Source organism: Psychromonas saccharinae (assembly GCF_051201515.1).
GTDB lineage: Bacteria > Pseudomonadota > Gammaproteobacteria > Enterobacterales > Psychromonadaceae > Psychromonas.
The window spans coordinates 21,731-37,661 of the sequence record NZ_CP195153.1 but is presented as its reverse complement, the minus strand read 5'-3'; the positions used below and the strand labels follow the sequence as shown (position 1 = coordinate 37,661).

Genomic DNA, 15,931 nt, shown 5'->3' with positions numbered 1-15,931 from the left:
GTAATGTTAAAAATTAAATAAACATGTGTCTGGTCACACTTAATTTACTTTATAAATGAAGTTACAAGCAATATTGATCAATTAAATATACATTTAATTAAATTTTATTAAAGTTTTACCTTCTCTTTTAAAAAAGTTTAATTTTAAACTTAATATGCTATTTGTTATTAATGCAAAAGAGAGGTATTGTTCTTCAATCTATTAGTAGTTTGTAATTGTATTACAAATCTTTTAGATTATCTTGCGTAATATCAAGGAATATATTGTGGCAGTTGATGTACGATGGTTGAAAAATACATTGGTTATTTTTTTTAGTCAGATCGTAATAATTGGCTTTTTTTCATTTTTCTTTTATTTCACAAAAGATAAAATAACTGGCATTTCAGTTATTACTGGGGGACTGACATATTGCGTGCCTACATTATTTGCAGGCATTTTTATGAGTAGAGCGAGTGATAAATCTGCACCCTTAGCATTGTCTAAAGCATATTTAGGCGAACTCTATAAAATAATTATTACAATTAGTTTATTCATATACATATTTAAAAATATCCCAATAGAAATTAGTATGTTTTTAATTGCATATGGAGCTATGTTTGTAATGCAAAGTGTTATGTCGTTTATTGTAAACAAGAGTAACTAGACAGGATTTATATGACTGGTTCAAATGAAGTTTTAACTTCTCAGGAATACATTGCTCACCATCTAACGTTTCTAAGCTCTGGAGAAGGTTTTTGGTCTATAAATATAGATTCAATCGCTATCTCTGTGACGCTGGGTGTTCTGATGCTTTGGTTGCTTCGTCGTGCTTTTACAAAAGCTACGACAGGTGTACCTGGAAAGTTTTTGTGCTTTGTTGAGATGGTACTTGAATTTGTCGATGGGACTGTTAAAGATATTTTCCATGGTAAAAATGCATTAATTGCACCATTAGCATTAACCATCTTCGGATGGGTATTTCTAATGAATTTAATGGATTTGATTCCGGTTGATTTTTTACCGGAAGCAGCAAAAGCTATGGGAATTAGTCACTTTAGGGTTGTGCCTTCTGCTGATGTAAATATTACATTATCAATGGCATTGGGTGTGTTTTTCTTAATACTATTTTATAGCATTAAGATTAAAGGCATCTCTGGGTTTGCTAAAGAACTAACACTACAACCATTTAATCATTGGGCTTTTATACCACTCAATTTAATTTTGGAAGGTGTTACGTTAGTTTCAAAACCAGTCTCTTTAGGTCTTCGACTCTTTGGAAACATGTATGCAGGTGAATTGATATTTATTCTGATTGCAGGGTTATTACCTTGGTGGTCACAATGGGTTCTATCGGTTCCTTGGGCTATTTTCCATATTTTGATTATCACATTACAAGCGTTTATATTTATGGTGTTGACTATTGTTTATTTGTCACAGGCATCAGAAGATCATTAATCTTTTTTTAACCCTTCATTTGCTATTAATTTTAAAGTAGCAAAGATATTTATTATTATTTTTAGGAGTAACCAGTATGGAATTATTATACATTGCAGCGGCAGTTATGATGGGCTTAGCAGCTGTAGGTGCTGCAATTGGTATCGGTATGTTAGGTGGTAAATTTTTGGAAGGCGCTGCGCGTCAACCTGAATTAATTCCTCTAATTCGTACTCAATTCTTCATCGTTATGGGTTTAGTTGATGCGATCCCTATGATTGCAGTTGGTTTGGGTCTTTACCTTATGTTTGCGGTTGCCGGATAATAAATAGTCATTTCCAGTATTTTTCTAACTTGCAAACACGGGAGATAATGCGGTGAATATAAACGCAACCCTATTAGGCCAAGCAATTGCTTTTGCAATCTTTGTTTGGTTTTGCATGAAGTATGTGTGGCCACCTCTTATGAACGCTATTGAAGCGCGTCAAAAAACAATAGCAGATGGTTTAACACAGGCTGAACGTGCAGGAAAAAATCTTGAATTAGCACAGGCTAAAGCTTCTGATAAATTAAAAGAAGCTAAAGCACAGGCAGCTGAAATAATTGAGCAGGCGAATAAACGCCGTGCACAAATTGTTGAAGAAGCAAAAATGGAAGGTGAATCTGAACGACGTAAAATTGTCGATCAAGGTGCAGCTGAAGTAAATGCTGAACGCAATCGTGCACGTGAAGAGTTACGTCATCAAGTATCAACACTTGCTATTGCCGGTGCCGAAAAAATTATTAAGCGTTCTATCGATAAAGAAGCGAACAGCGACATTATTGATAAATTGGTTGCTGAACTATAAGGAGCGAGCTTATGTCTGAATTGACTACCGTAGCGCGCCCTTATGCAAGAGCTGCTTTTGAATTTGCTGTAGAGCATAATAACATTGAAGCATGGTCTGATATGTTAGGGTTTACTGCAAGCGTTGCTAATAATGCAACGATGGCAGAGCTTCTAAAAGGCAAAAAAGCTGCACAAGAGCTAGCCAGTTTATTTATTGATGTATGTGGAGACCAACTTGATGAAAGTGGTCAAAACTTCATTAAAATAATGGCTGAAAATGGACGTTTGAGTGCGTTACCACGAGTAACTGAACTCTTTGGTGATTTAGAAGATGAGTATAAAAAAGAAGTCGACGTTAATGTTGTTTCTGCTTATGCACTTTCTAAAGCACAGGAAAAAGAGTTAAGTAAATCGTTAACAAAACGCCTCGCACGAAAAGTAAATCTAAATTGTAGTGTAGATAAAACCCTAATAACTGGCATGGTTATTACTGCGGGTGATTTAGTAATTGATAGCACAGCTAAAGGTCAATTACATCGTTTATCTAATGCTTTACAATCTTAATGGGAAATTGGCATGCAACTGAATTCCACTGAAATTAGCGATCTTATTAAGCAACGAATTGAAAAATTTGAAGCAGTAAGTGAAGCGCGTAACGAAGGTACAATCGTTTCCGTAAGCGATGGTATTATTCGTATAAACGGCCTTGCTGACTGTATGCAAGGTGAGATGATTGAGTTACCAAATGGTAGCTTTGCAATGGCACTTAACCTTGAACGAGATTCTGTTGGTGCTGTTGTTATGGGACCGTACCGAGATCTTCTTGAAGGTCAAAAAGTTAAATCAACGGGTCGTATTTTAGAAGTACCAGTTGGTAAAGGTCTATTAGGTCGCGTAGTAAATGTTCTAGGTGAACCTATTGATGGTAAAGGACCTGTTGAAAATGACGGTTACTCTCCTATCGAAGTAATTGCACCAGGTGTTATCGATCGTAAATCAGTTGATCAACCTGTACAAACGGGTTGGAAAGCGATTGACTCAATGATTCCAATTGGTCGTGGTCAACGTGAACTTATCATTGGTGACCGACAAGTAGGTAAAACTGCTATTGCAATCGATGCAATTATTAATCAAAAATCAACAGGCCTATATTCTGTTTATGTTGCAATTGGTCAAAAAGCATCAACGATTGCAAACGTAGTACGTAAACTTGAAGAACATGGCGCATTAGAAAACACCATCGTTGTTGTTGCATCTGCTTCTGAAGCTGCTGCATTGCAATACCTTGCACCTTATGCAGGTTGTTCGATGGGTGAATACTTCCGTGATCGCGGTGAAGATGCACTGATTGTTTATGATGATTTATCTAAACAAGCGGTAGCATATCGTCAAATTTCATTATTGCTTAAACGTCCACCAGGTCGTGAAGCATATCCTGGTGATGTATTCTATCTTCATTCACGTCTTCTTGAACGTGCATCTCGTGTAAGTGCCCACTATGTAGAGAAATTTACTAAAGGTGCTGTGACAGGTCAAACTGGTTCTTTAACTGCGTTACCTATCATTGAAACACAAGCAGGTGATGTATCTGCATTCGTACCTACTAACGTAATTTCTATTACTGATGGTCAGATTTTCTTAACAACTGAACTATTCAATAATGGTGTTCGTCCAGCGGTTGATCCAGGTATATCTGTATCGCGTGTTGGTGGTAGTGCACAATGTAAAGTAATTAAAAAACTATCAGGCGGTATTCGTACTGCATTGGCTCAATACCGTGAGTTAGCAGCATTTGCACAGTTTGCTTCTGATCTTGATGAAGCGACTCGTAAGCAACTAGATCATGGTAAAAAAGTAACTGAATTAATGAAGCAAAGACAATATGCTCCTATGTCAGTTGTTGAGCAGGCGTTATCACTATTTGCAGCCGAGAAAGGTTATCTTAATGATGTCGATGTAGAAAAAGTTTTAGACTTTGAAGCATCTTTAATTTCTTATGCTAAAAATGAGCATGCAGAGTTTTTTGCTCAAATTAATGAATCTGGTGATTACAGCGATGAAATTGAGGGGCAATTCAAGAGTATCTTGGATTCTTTCAAAGCGACGCAAACCTGGTAATTAATTAGCGACTTCGGTCGTTAATTAAGCATTAATTAGGAGTAAGAGATGGCCGGCGATAAAGAAATTAGAAATAAGATCGCGAGTGTAAAAAATACTCAAAAAATCACGGGCGCTATGGAAATGGTTGCTGCGTCTAAGATGCGTCGTGCGCAAGAGCGTATGGCAAGTAATCTTGGCTATGCAGACACTATGCGTAACGTGATTGGTCATATTGCACTTGGTAACTTGGAATATCACCACTCTTATACACTAGAAAGAGAAGTGAAGCGTGTTGGTTATATCATCATTTCAAGTGATCGTGGTTTATGTGGTGGTTTAAACGTTAATTTGTTTAAACCGGTTATTGAAGAAATGCACCAGCATTCTAAAGCGGGTGTCGAAGTTGATTTAGCCTTAATTGGTTCTAAAGCACTTGGTTTCTTCAATGGATTAGGCGCTAGCATTGTTGCACAAGCTTCTGGCTTAGGTGACCAACCTACCGTTAACGATTTAATCGGTTCGGTTAAAATTATGTTAGATGCTTACGATCAAGGAAAAATTGATCGCCTGTATATAGTGAATAATAAATTCGTTAATACGATGGTCCAAGAACCCAAAATCAGTCAATTATTACCTTTACCAAAATCTGAAGGTGATAGTGAAATGTCAAAGAGACATTGGGATTACATTTACGAAGGTGAACCAAAAGCAATTTTGGATGCACTGTTAGTACGTTATGTAGAATCTCAAGTGTATCAAGGTGTTGTTGAGAATTTAGCCTGTGAACAGGTTTCTCGAATGGTTGCGATGAAAGCGGCAACTGATAACGCTAGTGACTTGATCGATGATTTACAACTTGTTGCCAATAAAGCGCGTCAAGCTGCAATTACTCAGGAACTTTCTGAGATTTGTGGTGGTGCTGCTGCGGTATAAGCAAATAAATGAAATTAAGATTTTAGAGGATCAAAGATGAGTACAGGTAAAATCGTTCAGATTATCGGTGCCGTTGTGGATGTTGAATTCCCACAAAACATCGTGCCAAAGGTATACAATGCATTGATCGTTACTTCAACTAACCTGACTATGGAAGTAGAACAGCAAATTGGCGGCGGCGTTGTACGTTGTATCGCTATGGGTGCTACTGAAGGTTTGAGTCGTGGCCTTGAAGTAACAGATACTGGTAAAGCAATTACAGTACCTGTAGGTGCTGGTACATTAGGTCGTATCGTTAATGTACTAGGTGAGCCTATTGATGAATGTGGTGCCATTGACACTACAGAAAATTACGAAATTCACCGTGAAGCGCCTTCTTATGAAGATCAAGCTTCATCTGTTGATACACTGGAAGTTGGTATTAAAGTTATCGACTTAATCTGTCCATTTGCGAAAGGCGGTAAAATCGGTCTATTCGGTGGTGCAGGTGTTGGTAAAACAGTAAACATGATGGAACTTATCAATAACATTGCGGTTAAACATTCAGGTTTGTCTGTTTTTGCCGGTGTTGGTGAGCGTACTCGTGAAGGTAATGATTTCTACTTTGAAATGCAGGAAGCGGGTGTTGTAAACATCGAAAAACCTGAAGAATCAAAAGTAGCGATGGTTTACGGTCAAATGAACGAGCCACCAGGAAACCGTTTACGTGTTGCGTTAACTGGTTTGACGATGGCTGAACGTTTCCGTGATGAAGGTAAAGATGTACTATTGTTTATCGATAATATCTACCGTTATACTCTAGCCGGAACAGAAGTATCTGCATTGCTAGGTCGTATGCCTTCTGCCGTTGGTTACCAACCAACTCTTGCTGAAGAAATGGGTGTGTTACAGGAACGTATTACGTCAACTAAAACGGGTTCTATTACATCTATCCAAGCGGTATACGTACCAGCCGATGATTTAACGGATCCATCACCAGCAACAACATTTGCTCACTTAGACGCGACTATCGTTCTATCTCGTAATATCGCATCGCTAGGTTTATACCCTGCGGTAGATCCACTTGATTCTACTTCTCGTCAACTTGATCCGCTTATTGTTGGTCAAGAGCATTATGATGTAGCTGAAGGCGTTAAAGGTATTCTACAACGCTATAAAGAGCTTAAAGATATTATTGCTATCTTGGGTATGGATGAGCTTTCTGAAGAAGATAAGCTTGTTGTAGCACGTGCGCGTAAGATTGAGCGTTTCTTAACTCAACCTTTCCAAGTTGCGGAAGTATTCACTGGTATGAAAGGTGTTTATGTATCACTAAAAGACACATTAGCTGGCTTTAGTGGTTTATTAAACGGCGACTATGATGATATCCCTGAGCAAGCATTCCTTTACGTTGGCGCTATTGAAGAAGCGGTAGAAAAGGCTAAAGGCCTGTAACAACGGGAGTTCATTATGGCTAATAATAAAATGACCACGCATTTAGATGTCGTTAGTGCTGAAGAATCACTTTTTTCAGGACGCGTATCTTATTTGTTAGTATCAGGTCAAGAAGGTGATTTGGGTATTATGCCAGGTCACACTCCACTGTTAACACCAATTAAACCAGGTATGGTTAAAATGGTTAAACAGCATGGAGATGAAGAAGTCATTTATGTTTCTGGTGGGTTTCTTGAGGTTCAACCAAGCGGTGTTACTGTTTTGGCTGATACAGCTATTCGTGGTGAAGACCTAGATCAAGCTAAAGCTGAAGAAGCTAAACGTGCGGCTGAAGAGCAAATTTCAAATCCGAGTCAGGATATGGACTATGCTCGCGTTGCTGCAAAATTAGCACAAGCAATTGCAAAATTACGTGTTATTGAGTTAACTAGAAGAAAATGATCCTTTCACTTTCTGAAAAAAAGCGACCTAAGGGTCGCTTTTTTGTTATCTGTAGATAATACCAAATCCGATTATTGTCTATTTATTTTGTAATTAGGCAACTAATAACAACAATCAATTCCTTGCTTTAATGGACTATTCCTACGGCTAAATAGTTTATCAATTAGCAGATTTATAAAATTAAAACTAGTTCGGATCCACTTTTTATCGAGTTGTTATTTTAATTTTGGATAAAAAAAAGCGTGTTCAAATTGAACACGCTTTTATATTCTAGACTTACTGAGATTATTTATCACATGCGCCAATGATAGCTGGTACAGAAAGTGCAGGAACTAGTAAGTAGTCCATTGAACAAGATTTGTCTTGGTTGTAAGTTGTACCAGTACAACCAGCAAGAAGAACAACAGCAACAGCAGCGATAGTAAGTTTAATAGATTTCATGTTTTATCCTAAATTTTTATAACATATTAACAATCAAATTATTGTCAGCGCATAATATATACGAATATATTTTATATGACTATAAAAAAATTATAATTACAGAGACTATTCTTTATCTTAATTTTCATTGCTTTAGTATTAATCAATAATTGGTTATAAAATAAACATGATATGAAACTGTATTTATTGATGTTTTATTTAATGATTTTTTAATGTGGTACCGTAGTATGCTTTATTTATATTTTATATATACCCGTTACCATTCAAGATGCAGAAATCAGCAAGACGAGAGGTGAGCAGATTCTAGGCATAAAGGTGAAGATCTAACGGGTTAAATCGAGACTTTATAACAACGAAGATGTTTGCCTCTCGTCTTGCCCTGCGGGTTACTAGCTCGAACACCAATACTGCGTTATAACATTCGATAAGGACTCGCCATTGTCATCATGTTACGCCTTGCCTTGGTATCCGAGCTAGTGACTGATAGACGCATCTTAATTGGTAACGGGTATAGATGTTAGAGTTTTAGTGATGCTATATAAACAACCTATATGCTCTATAGGTTGTTTTGGTATGTTTCTATTTATTAGAATATATAAGCGAGGGAAATTTTAATATTGCGACCCGGTTCGTAGTCATTAATGCTATCGGTATTAAATGAAGCGTGGGAGTAATATTGCTCATTAAACATATTCTCGATACCTGCTGTTACTGTCAGGTTATCTATATTTTGTGGGATCCAACGAGCAGTAATACCATGGACATTATACCCTTCTTTATCAGCATCATCTTCGGTCTCAGCATCTAAATCGAAGGTTATTTGACTTGTTAAACTTAATAATAAGTCTAATGAATCGAATTGATAATCCAAGTTAAGCGATAAACTGTCACCTACTTCGTAGCGTAATGCATCACCAGTGTCTTTATTATCAGAATCTGAATGAGAGTAAGTTAGTCGAGCTCCCACTGCTGCTTTCGTTAATGATAAACTAGACTCAAAACCTTTAATTTCATAATCTCCGACATTACTGTAATCACCACTTTTACCGACGGACCATGCGTCAATGTAATCATCGATATTGGTTTCAAATACATTAACTGCAACGCTAAAGTGGTCAAGTCCTATGATGTTGTTATCTGCAAATGCTATTCCTACTTCTGTATTTAACCCTGTGACAGCTTTTAAATCATCGTCGAATGTTGTGCTATAAGCCGTGTATGTTTCACGTAATGAAGGCCCTTCAAATAACTCCGTAGCGCTTGCATTAAGCGTCCATTGGTTGGTCATTAAATATTTAGCCGCTAAAGCAAATGAAGTATTTGTGAAGGTTTTATCGAGGTTATCGACGGATGAGTTCATATCAACGTTATAATGGTTATAACGAATGCCTGGCGTAATAAACAGGTTGTTGGTTAATGCAACTTCATATTCTAGATAAATAGCAAAGGAATTTGCACTTTCTTTTTCCGTTGTTGTGCCGCTTTCTATTCTTTTTGACACCTGCTCGTAACCTTCAAAACCATAACGTATTGCATTTTCGATATTGGCTAGGGCGAGATTTGATTCTGCTAATACTTTATAACCCGTATGAGTTGAATTTCCTTCAGTTGTACCGGGATTATAATCTATTTCGTTTTCATAAATAGTGGCTGTTAAATCAATCGTATCGTCCAAATCAAGTTCATAATTTAAGGTGATGGTGGTACGTTCATATTCTATATCTTGAGTTTCACTGCTTTCATTGAAACCACTGCCAAAGTTCGTTTTAATGTAGTAATCACCCGCATCATTATATTTATCGTAAGATAATTCAAGACGGTTAGCGTTATTGATATCCCAACCTAACTTGATTAATCCATTTTTAACTTTACCTTCATTACCTGTTAGCTCATTCCCATCTCCATCATCGGGGTTTTGTTTGTCGGTATAAGTAAAATACATCAAAGTATCAATGGATTTACTTAACTGTGAATATAGCGTTGTAGAGGTGTTGTAATAATTATTGCTTCCATAACTGCCGTATATTCTGGCGCCAAATTTTTCATCTCCATAAAGAAGATCCTGTGCATCTTTTGTTTCAAAGGCAACGCCACCAGAGAGTCCGCCAGTTAATACTGAATTCGTACCAATATTGACATCAACTTCTTTTAAAATATCGGCATTTATTAGTAAATTTCCTGAATGATGAAACATATTATTATTTTGAGTAGCACCATCAATACTAATATTTAAATCAAGTTCATCAACACCACGTATATTAATGCCTTGAACCATTGAATGAGAGCCACCGATATCGATTCCTGGTTCATCACGTAGTAAATCACTAAGATGATCCGATTGTTTTAATTCGATATCTTCATCGAATAATGATGATGTACTATTAATTTGTGTCCCCCATACTTGCACTTTTTCTGGTTCAATTGTTTGTTCTGCGAATGTTTGTAATGGTAATGTTGAAAATAAAGTACCCATTGCAATAACGAGCGGCTTGCGAATAAAACGATGTGAGTTTGTCATTTTTATACCCATTTAATTCTTAATGCTTGTGATAATCATTATCATTAAATAGTTTTATAATTATTTACTCAACATAAGTTCCATTACAAATGCGAATTACTGTTATTTACATTTGTAATAATATATTGTTATTTTTGCTATTAGATACAATGTCTTTAACTAATGAACGTATCCATAAGCACATTGGATCATTATGGTGGCGTTTATGCCAATACAATGAAATATTATCGAATTTATCATTGGTTAATTCGGTTGGTAAATCTCGGGTAATAATATTTTTATTGTTGCATAACATTTTCCCGTAGCTTGTCGGTAAATGAAATACAATATCGGTTGCCTCTGTTATTGATGCAACAGAAGCAAAGTTATTAAGTCTAACGGGCGATAATATTTTATCTTTGTAACCTATTTTTTCAAATTTTGCTTCAATCGTAAGACGTTTATCTCCTTGTAGTGATATTTGGCCAAATTTACATGCTTTTAGGTTTTTAGGTGTGATTTCTTGATTAGTAAGTGGGTGTTTTTTTCGCATTAATAGGCAAAAATCCTGTTTATATAGTGACATCCTATAGAGTTCTTGTTCCGATGAAGGCGGCGGTAATGCCGAGATTACAAAGTGCACATCGCCGGCAATGAGTGCTGTGAAATGTGGTTTAGAAATGGTATCAATGTCGACAATCATATTAGGTGCCTGTTGGCAGATTCGTTGAATTAGTTCTCCTGAAATCAATTCCATATGTGGTAATAAGCCAAATAATTTTACTGTTTTATGACTAATGCTAGGATTAAAACTTTCACCTTCGAGCAATTTATCCAAATGAGCAAAAAGTTGATTAAGTTCTTGTTTGATAAAAATAGCTTTTGGCGTTAATTCATAACTGGTGTGGCTTCTAACTAAAAGAGAATCATTAAACAATTTTCGAAGTTTATTAAGCGACCTACTCACCGTTGGCTGACTTATATCCAGTGTAAGTGCAGTGTTAGTTACATGTTTTTCTGTTAATAATTGCTTCAATATAGACAGTAAATTTAGGTCTATTTGTTTAAGGTTCATTGAATTTTCCGTTTTCAAAAAACACCAATTTCTTAAATATTGGTATATTACCGATAATAAAGTGCGACTCGATTACCATTAATTTGTTGGACGGTAAACGGTAATTCATAGATATTTTCGAGTACGTCTTCATCAATAACCTTTTCAACATCACCATTAATAATAACTTCCCCCTTCTTCATTGCGACGATATGATCCGAGTATGCAGAAGCAAAATTAATATCGTGAATAACGATGACAATCGCTTTGTTTTGCTTTTCTGCTAATGAGCGAAGCGTCGACATAATATCGACGGAGTGCTTAATATCGAGATTGTTGAGTGGTTCATCCAAAAAAATGTAGTCAGTATTCTGTGCGACAACCATTGCAATAAAGGCCATTTGCCGCTGTCCACCTGATAATTGATCGATATATTTATCTTGAATTGTCTGAATACCAAGATGGCTCATTGCCCTTTCAATAATATCCTGATCATCATCATTTAATCGCCCTTGAGAATGAGGAAATCGGCCAAAAGCCACCAGCTCTTTGACGGTAAAACGCATGTTAATGTTATTAGACTGACTGAGTACCGATAGTTTTTTAGCGAGTGCTTGACTATCCCATTCGGATAAATTTTTTCCAGCAATAAAGACACTTCCGTTATCGCTATCAGTCAAACGACTAGCCATGGATAAAAGAGTGCTTTTCCCTGCACCATTGGGGCCAATAATACTGGTTACTTTCCCAAGAGGGAAAAGTGTACTGGCATTTTTAACAACATATTTATCATTATATTTTTTACTTAATTGGTTAATTCTAATCATTAATCATATTCCTAATTGAGCTTTTTATTGACCAGTAAAAAAATAAAATAACCGCCACCAAAGAAATTAATAATGACGCTAATGGTTGTTTCAAAATCAAGTAAGTTTTCCACTACCCATTGTCCCCCAAGGAGCATAATGATAGATAAAATAGCACTTGCTACGATTAAGAAATGATGATGATAGTTATTAAAAAACTGGCGAGTCAGTGCGACGATGACGAGTCCAAAAAATAAAATAGGTCCAATTAATGCCGTAGAGATAGAAACCATCAGTGTTACGACAAAAATAACCTTCATTGTTAGTTTTTTTGTATTCACACCAAGGCTGGTGGCATTATTAACGCCTAACCACATAACATCTAAATAAGGTGAAAGTCGTAATAGAGAAGCACAACACAATAGCAAAGGAGCAATACACCAATAGACAAGTTCTTTATTTACATTATTGAAGCTAGCAAACATTGCACTTTGGATAAACACAAAATCATCGGGATCAATTACCATGGTGAAAAATCCCGTAACACTTTGAAATAAGCTACCAAGCACAATACCAATTAATAACAACGTAAATATATTTTTTTGCTTTCCTCGAAAGTAGAAACTAAATAGCGTCATTGCACTAATAAGCATAATGGTTGTTGCCGTTAAGAAGTTAACTTTACTGTTTAAAATAAAATGGCTATAAGTACCAAATGCGGCAACTAACAGCACTTGAATCATGACATACAATGAATCAAAACCGAGGATTGAGGGCGTTAGTATTCGATTATTAGTGATAGTCTGAAATACGAGCGATGAGGAACCAATAGCGATTGCCGCAAGTATGATTGCAATGACCTTTGGGATACGACGAGATAGAAAAAACTGATAGTTATCTGGCGTTAACCCCTTTGTGATAAAAACGGTACAAAGCAATATTGCTAATAGGATTAGTAAGGTAAGTTTAGTTTTATCACGCATTTGTTTTATCCTTTAGTATCAGATAAATAAATACTAATCCACCCAGAATGCTGATAATCATTGAAATTGGTACTTCGTAGGGAAATATAATAATCCGACTTAAAATATCACAGGTCAGTACGAGTATGACTCCACAATAGGCTACCCAAGGAAGGTTACGGCGCATATTGTCACCTATAAAAATAGAAACGATGTTGGGGACAATCAACCCAAGAAATGGGATCATTCCAACAATCATTACGACTGAAGCAGATAAAACGGCGACTAATACAACACCAATTAAAACAACACGCTGATAATTAATCCCTATATTTTTTGCGAAGCTCTCGCCTACACTTGCAGCACTAAATCGATGTGCATAACCATAAGCAATAATTAAAACGGGTAATGCAAAATACAGAAATTCGTAATTACCTTTTAATACCGAAGCAAAATTGGCAACTGTCCAAGAGCCTAACGTTTGAATCAGATCGTATTTGTAGGCGATAAAAGTCGTTATTGACGAGATAATATTGCCATACATGATGCCGATTAATGGCACTAATACTGTATTCTTAAATTTTAAATGTTGTAGAAATCGAACAAATAGCAGAGTACCCAGTACTGAAAAGCTAAAAATAGTGGCAAGATGCACCCAGTTACCACTTCCAGTAAATACGATAAGCGCGACGATATAGCCCAACATAGCGCAATCTATCGTGCCGGTGGTTGATGGTGCAGCAAAGCGGTTTTGCACTATTTGCTGCATTATAAGACCTGCCACACTCAATCCCGCACCTGCTAACATAATCGCGATCAAGCGAGGAATTCGGCTATTAATGAGTATTGATAAACTTTGCGGTTGTTGATTTAAAATATCTGAAAATGAAAGGTTTGCGACACCGGTAAATAATGAAGCAGAGGACAGGGTTAGCAGTAAAGTAATGGCGAGGATATGTTGATTTTTCATTATGAATACAGTTAATAAAAGGTATAGCGATTGCTATACCTTGAAGATAAAAACAGCTTATTCGCTGATCGCTTTATTGAGATCATCAATCATGGTTAATATTGATTGATAACCACCAGCTGCTAAATACCATGCTGCAGGATCAAGGTAGATAATATGTTTGTTTTTAGCTGCAGGCGTTGAATTTATAAGCTCATTATTAAATAAAGATTTTGCTTTACCAGTGCTTTTGCCGATTGCCTGTTCGCGATCAAGTATTAATAATGTATCTGGTTTCGCATCGGCAATATATTCAAATGAAATTAAGTCACCGTGAGTACGTGGTGCCGCATTTACTTGTTCTGAAGTACTAGGTGTAAACCCTGCTTCTTGATAAATAAAAGAAAAACGACTTGAAGGGCCAAACATTGAAATATTATTACCATTACTCATTACGGTTAATGTTTTCGACTTATTTTCATTTGTTTTTTTATTAAGTGCGGATAGTTTAGTTTCAACTTCATTGATAAGTTGTTCTGCTTTATTTTGTTTATTGAAGATCTCTCCTAAATTAGTCCAGTTCTGTTTAGTGGTATGCCAATAATCATTATTATCGATTTTAAATAGGTAAGTGGGCGCAACTTCTGATAAATCTTTATAGATTTTAGCCATGCGTGCTTCTGCGATAATTAAATCAGGTTTGAGTTTAAAAAGCGTTTCATAGTTAACCTCTTGTAAACTGCCTGTATTTGTATATTTATCTGCTTTGTATTGACTCAAGTTAGAAGGAAGTAGTTTTTTAGGAATGGCAATAGGATCAATCTCTAAAGCATCCAGCACATCTAAACTCGCGTAACCTAGGACAACCACTCGTTGAGGTACTTTTTCAATGGAGACTTCACCTAGTTCATGTTGATAAGTTTTTGCTAGGGTATGAACAGAAGAAAATAAAAGCGCAGTTGCAGTGGCTAATGCCATTACTTTAGTTTTTAGTTGCATAGTGCATTTCCGTAAATGATTAAAACATTAAATGATAATAGTTATTATTACGTTTAGGCTAACATAGCCCAATTTTCTATGCAATTACATTTAAGAATAATGAATATTCATTTTTTTGATTGTGTTACTTATGCCTTTTTAAGTTAACAAGGGAGTAATTTAACATGTAATTTTATTCATTCTATCTTGCCATTCGGGTAGTTCATTACATCCTTTTTCTGATAGTTGGTAAATACCACGTTCAATTTTATCAAACCAACCATAATAGTTTTTATTTAACATGCTGGTGGCCTGAGGTTCGCTAATTGCATTTTTTACTTCAACCCCTTTTACTGTCGTTTGTTGAGATAGATAAGCTGCAATACGAATACTGCGTTGTCGATAGGCCGTTAATCCCGATTTTTTACGTGTTGAACCGCCCTTTTGTGTGTCACCTTGGCGCTCAGTGAATTCTTTAAGTAATGCTTTTTGTTTACGTAAATTCTTTCGAGGTGTGTAATCCTTTGGATCGTTAATTATTTCGACGTATTGTTGGGTTGGTTGTATATCGACGACAATTAGCCCTAATCCTAAACGCGCCAGTAATTTTTTTATCTGTTTGTTTTGTTTTTTGAATAGGGTTGCTTGCTTAGGGATAGCAATATAAACAATATCAGCGAGGGAATAACGATCAACCGCCTGTAATAAAAGGGTTATATTTAGGGTGAGCTTTAATTCAATAATAATCAGTTCGTCATCTTTTTTGGCTACAATATCGCAGTTTTTTATTTCCCCTTTTACCTCATAATCAAGATTAGTTAGAAAGCGTTTAATGGGAAGATAAAGATCGTTTTCCTGAAGTTTTTGCGCCATAGGTGCTCACGGTAGTTGAAGTGAAAATGGGTACATTATAATAAATATTGGTTACTTTCACGCTTTTGCTTACTGGTAACCTTTTGACAAATTTTTACAAAAGCAGCGAATTTTAGCGGTAAATTACATTACTCGATGCGCTTTACTTGCTTTATGCGTCTTAAGCCTTTAATAATAGGAATACATAACAAGGTAATTATTTAAAATATAAGAATAAAAAG

General features: G+C 36.0%; 17 protein-coding genes. 9 read left to right on the top strand and 8 right to left on the bottom strand.

From position 1 onward, the window contains the following. Positions 1-265 precede the first annotated feature (265 nt). The 9 genes from ACR30L_RS00170 (at position 266) to ACR30L_RS00130 (ending at position 7,150) form a co-directional block, all read left to right on the top strand. Entirely contained in the window at positions 266-643 is a 378-nt protein-coding gene (locus tag ACR30L_RS00170) for an ATP synthase subunit I (protein ID WP_435236045.1), read from the top strand. Positions 644-654: 11 nt separating this feature from the next. Further along, positions 655-1,434: a F0F1 ATP synthase subunit A gene (gene atpB, locus ACR30L_RS00165; protein ID WP_435236044.1), complete on the top strand. Its 780-nt coding sequence runs from the start codon at positions 655-657 to the stop codon at positions 1,432-1,434. A gap of 76 nt (positions 1,435-1,510) precedes the next feature. After that, complete coding sequence (atpE, locus tag ACR30L_RS00160; protein ID WP_435236043.1) at positions 1,511-1,738, top strand: F0F1 ATP synthase subunit C; 228 nt, start codon at positions 1,511-1,513, stop codon at positions 1,736-1,738. Between the two features lie 52 nt (positions 1,739-1,790). Beyond that, entirely contained in the window at positions 1,791-2,261 is a 471-nt protein-coding gene (atpF, locus tag ACR30L_RS00155) for a F0F1 ATP synthase subunit B (RefSeq protein WP_435236042.1), read from the top strand. Between the two features lie 11 nt (positions 2,262-2,272). Continuing rightward, on the top strand, positions 2,273-2,806 hold the full coding sequence (gene atpH / locus ACR30L_RS00150) for a F0F1 ATP synthase subunit delta (RefSeq protein WP_435236041.1): 534 nt from the start codon (positions 2,273-2,275) through the stop codon (positions 2,804-2,806). Positions 2,807-2,818: 12 nt separating this feature from the next. Next, a complete protein-coding gene (gene atpA / locus ACR30L_RS00145) occupies positions 2,819-4,360 on the top strand; it encodes a F0F1 ATP synthase subunit alpha (protein WP_435236040.1) in 1,542 nt (513 codons plus the stop codon). A 48-nt stretch (positions 4,361-4,408) separates the two neighbouring features. After that, the gene (atpG, locus tag ACR30L_RS00140) at positions 4,409-5,275 is read left to right on the top strand and encodes a F0F1 ATP synthase subunit gamma (protein ID WP_435236039.1); all 867 of its coding nucleotides are present in this window, start codon (positions 4,409-4,411) and stop codon (positions 5,273-5,275) included. 36 nt (positions 5,276-5,311) lie between these two features. Next, the gene (atpD, locus tag ACR30L_RS00135) at positions 5,312-6,709 is read left to right on the top strand and encodes a F0F1 ATP synthase subunit beta (RefSeq protein WP_435236038.1); all 1,398 of its coding nucleotides are present in this window, start codon (positions 5,312-5,314) and stop codon (positions 6,707-6,709) included. A 15-nt stretch (positions 6,710-6,724) separates the two neighbouring features. After that, entirely contained in the window at positions 6,725-7,150 is a 426-nt protein-coding gene (locus tag ACR30L_RS00130) for a F0F1 ATP synthase subunit epsilon (protein ID WP_435236037.1), read from the top strand. A gap of 285 nt (positions 7,151-7,435) precedes the next feature. Here the strand turns inward: ACR30L_RS00130 and ACR30L_RS00125 are convergent, their stop codons facing one another. The 8 genes from ACR30L_RS00125 to ACR30L_RS00090 form a co-directional block, all read right to left on the bottom strand. Further along, complete coding sequence (locus ACR30L_RS00125) at positions 7,436-7,591, bottom strand: DUF4223 family protein (RefSeq protein ID WP_435236036.1); 156 nt, start codon at positions 7,589-7,591, stop codon at positions 7,436-7,438. A 586-nt stretch (positions 7,592-8,177) separates the two neighbouring features. Continuing rightward, the gene (locus tag ACR30L_RS00120) at positions 8,178-10,109 is read right to left on the bottom strand and encodes a TonB-dependent receptor domain-containing protein (RefSeq protein ID WP_435236035.1); all 1,932 of its coding nucleotides are present in this window, start codon (positions 10,107-10,109) and stop codon (positions 8,178-8,180) included. Positions 10,110-10,215: 106 nt separating this feature from the next. Further along, positions 10,216-11,163 carry a LysR family transcriptional regulator gene (locus ACR30L_RS00115; protein WP_435236034.1) on the bottom strand — a complete coding sequence of 316 codons (948 nt, stop codon included), beginning with the start codon at positions 11,161-11,163 and terminating at the stop codon, positions 10,216-10,218. A gap of 47 nt (positions 11,164-11,210) precedes the next feature. Further along, entirely contained in the window at positions 11,211-11,969 is a 759-nt protein-coding gene (locus ACR30L_RS00110; RefSeq protein ID WP_435236033.1) for an iron ABC transporter ATP-binding protein, read from the bottom strand. An 11-nt stretch (positions 11,970-11,980) separates the two neighbouring features. Beyond that, positions 11,981-12,931: an iron chelate uptake ABC transporter family permease subunit gene (locus tag ACR30L_RS00105; protein WP_435236032.1), complete on the bottom strand. Its 951-nt coding sequence runs from the start codon at positions 12,929-12,931 to the stop codon at positions 11,981-11,983. Next, positions 12,924-13,880 (bottom strand): ABC transporter permease, encoded by a 957-nt coding sequence (locus ACR30L_RS00100; RefSeq protein ID WP_435236031.1) that lies wholly within the window; start codon positions 13,878-13,880, stop codon positions 12,924-12,926. Before ACR30L_RS00100 ends, ACR30L_RS00105 begins: the two co-directional genes overlap by 8 nt. Positions 13,881-13,937: 57 nt before the next feature. Next, positions 13,938-14,858 (bottom strand): siderophore ABC transporter substrate-binding protein, encoded by a 921-nt coding sequence (locus ACR30L_RS00095; RefSeq protein ID WP_435236030.1) that lies wholly within the window; start codon positions 14,856-14,858, stop codon positions 13,938-13,940. Positions 14,859-15,017: 159 nt separating this feature from the next. Continuing rightward, positions 15,018-15,710: a DUF2161 domain-containing phosphodiesterase gene (locus ACR30L_RS00090; RefSeq protein ID WP_435236029.1), complete on the bottom strand. Its 693-nt coding sequence runs from the start codon at positions 15,708-15,710 to the stop codon at positions 15,018-15,020. Positions 15,711-15,931: the final 221 nt, after the last annotated feature.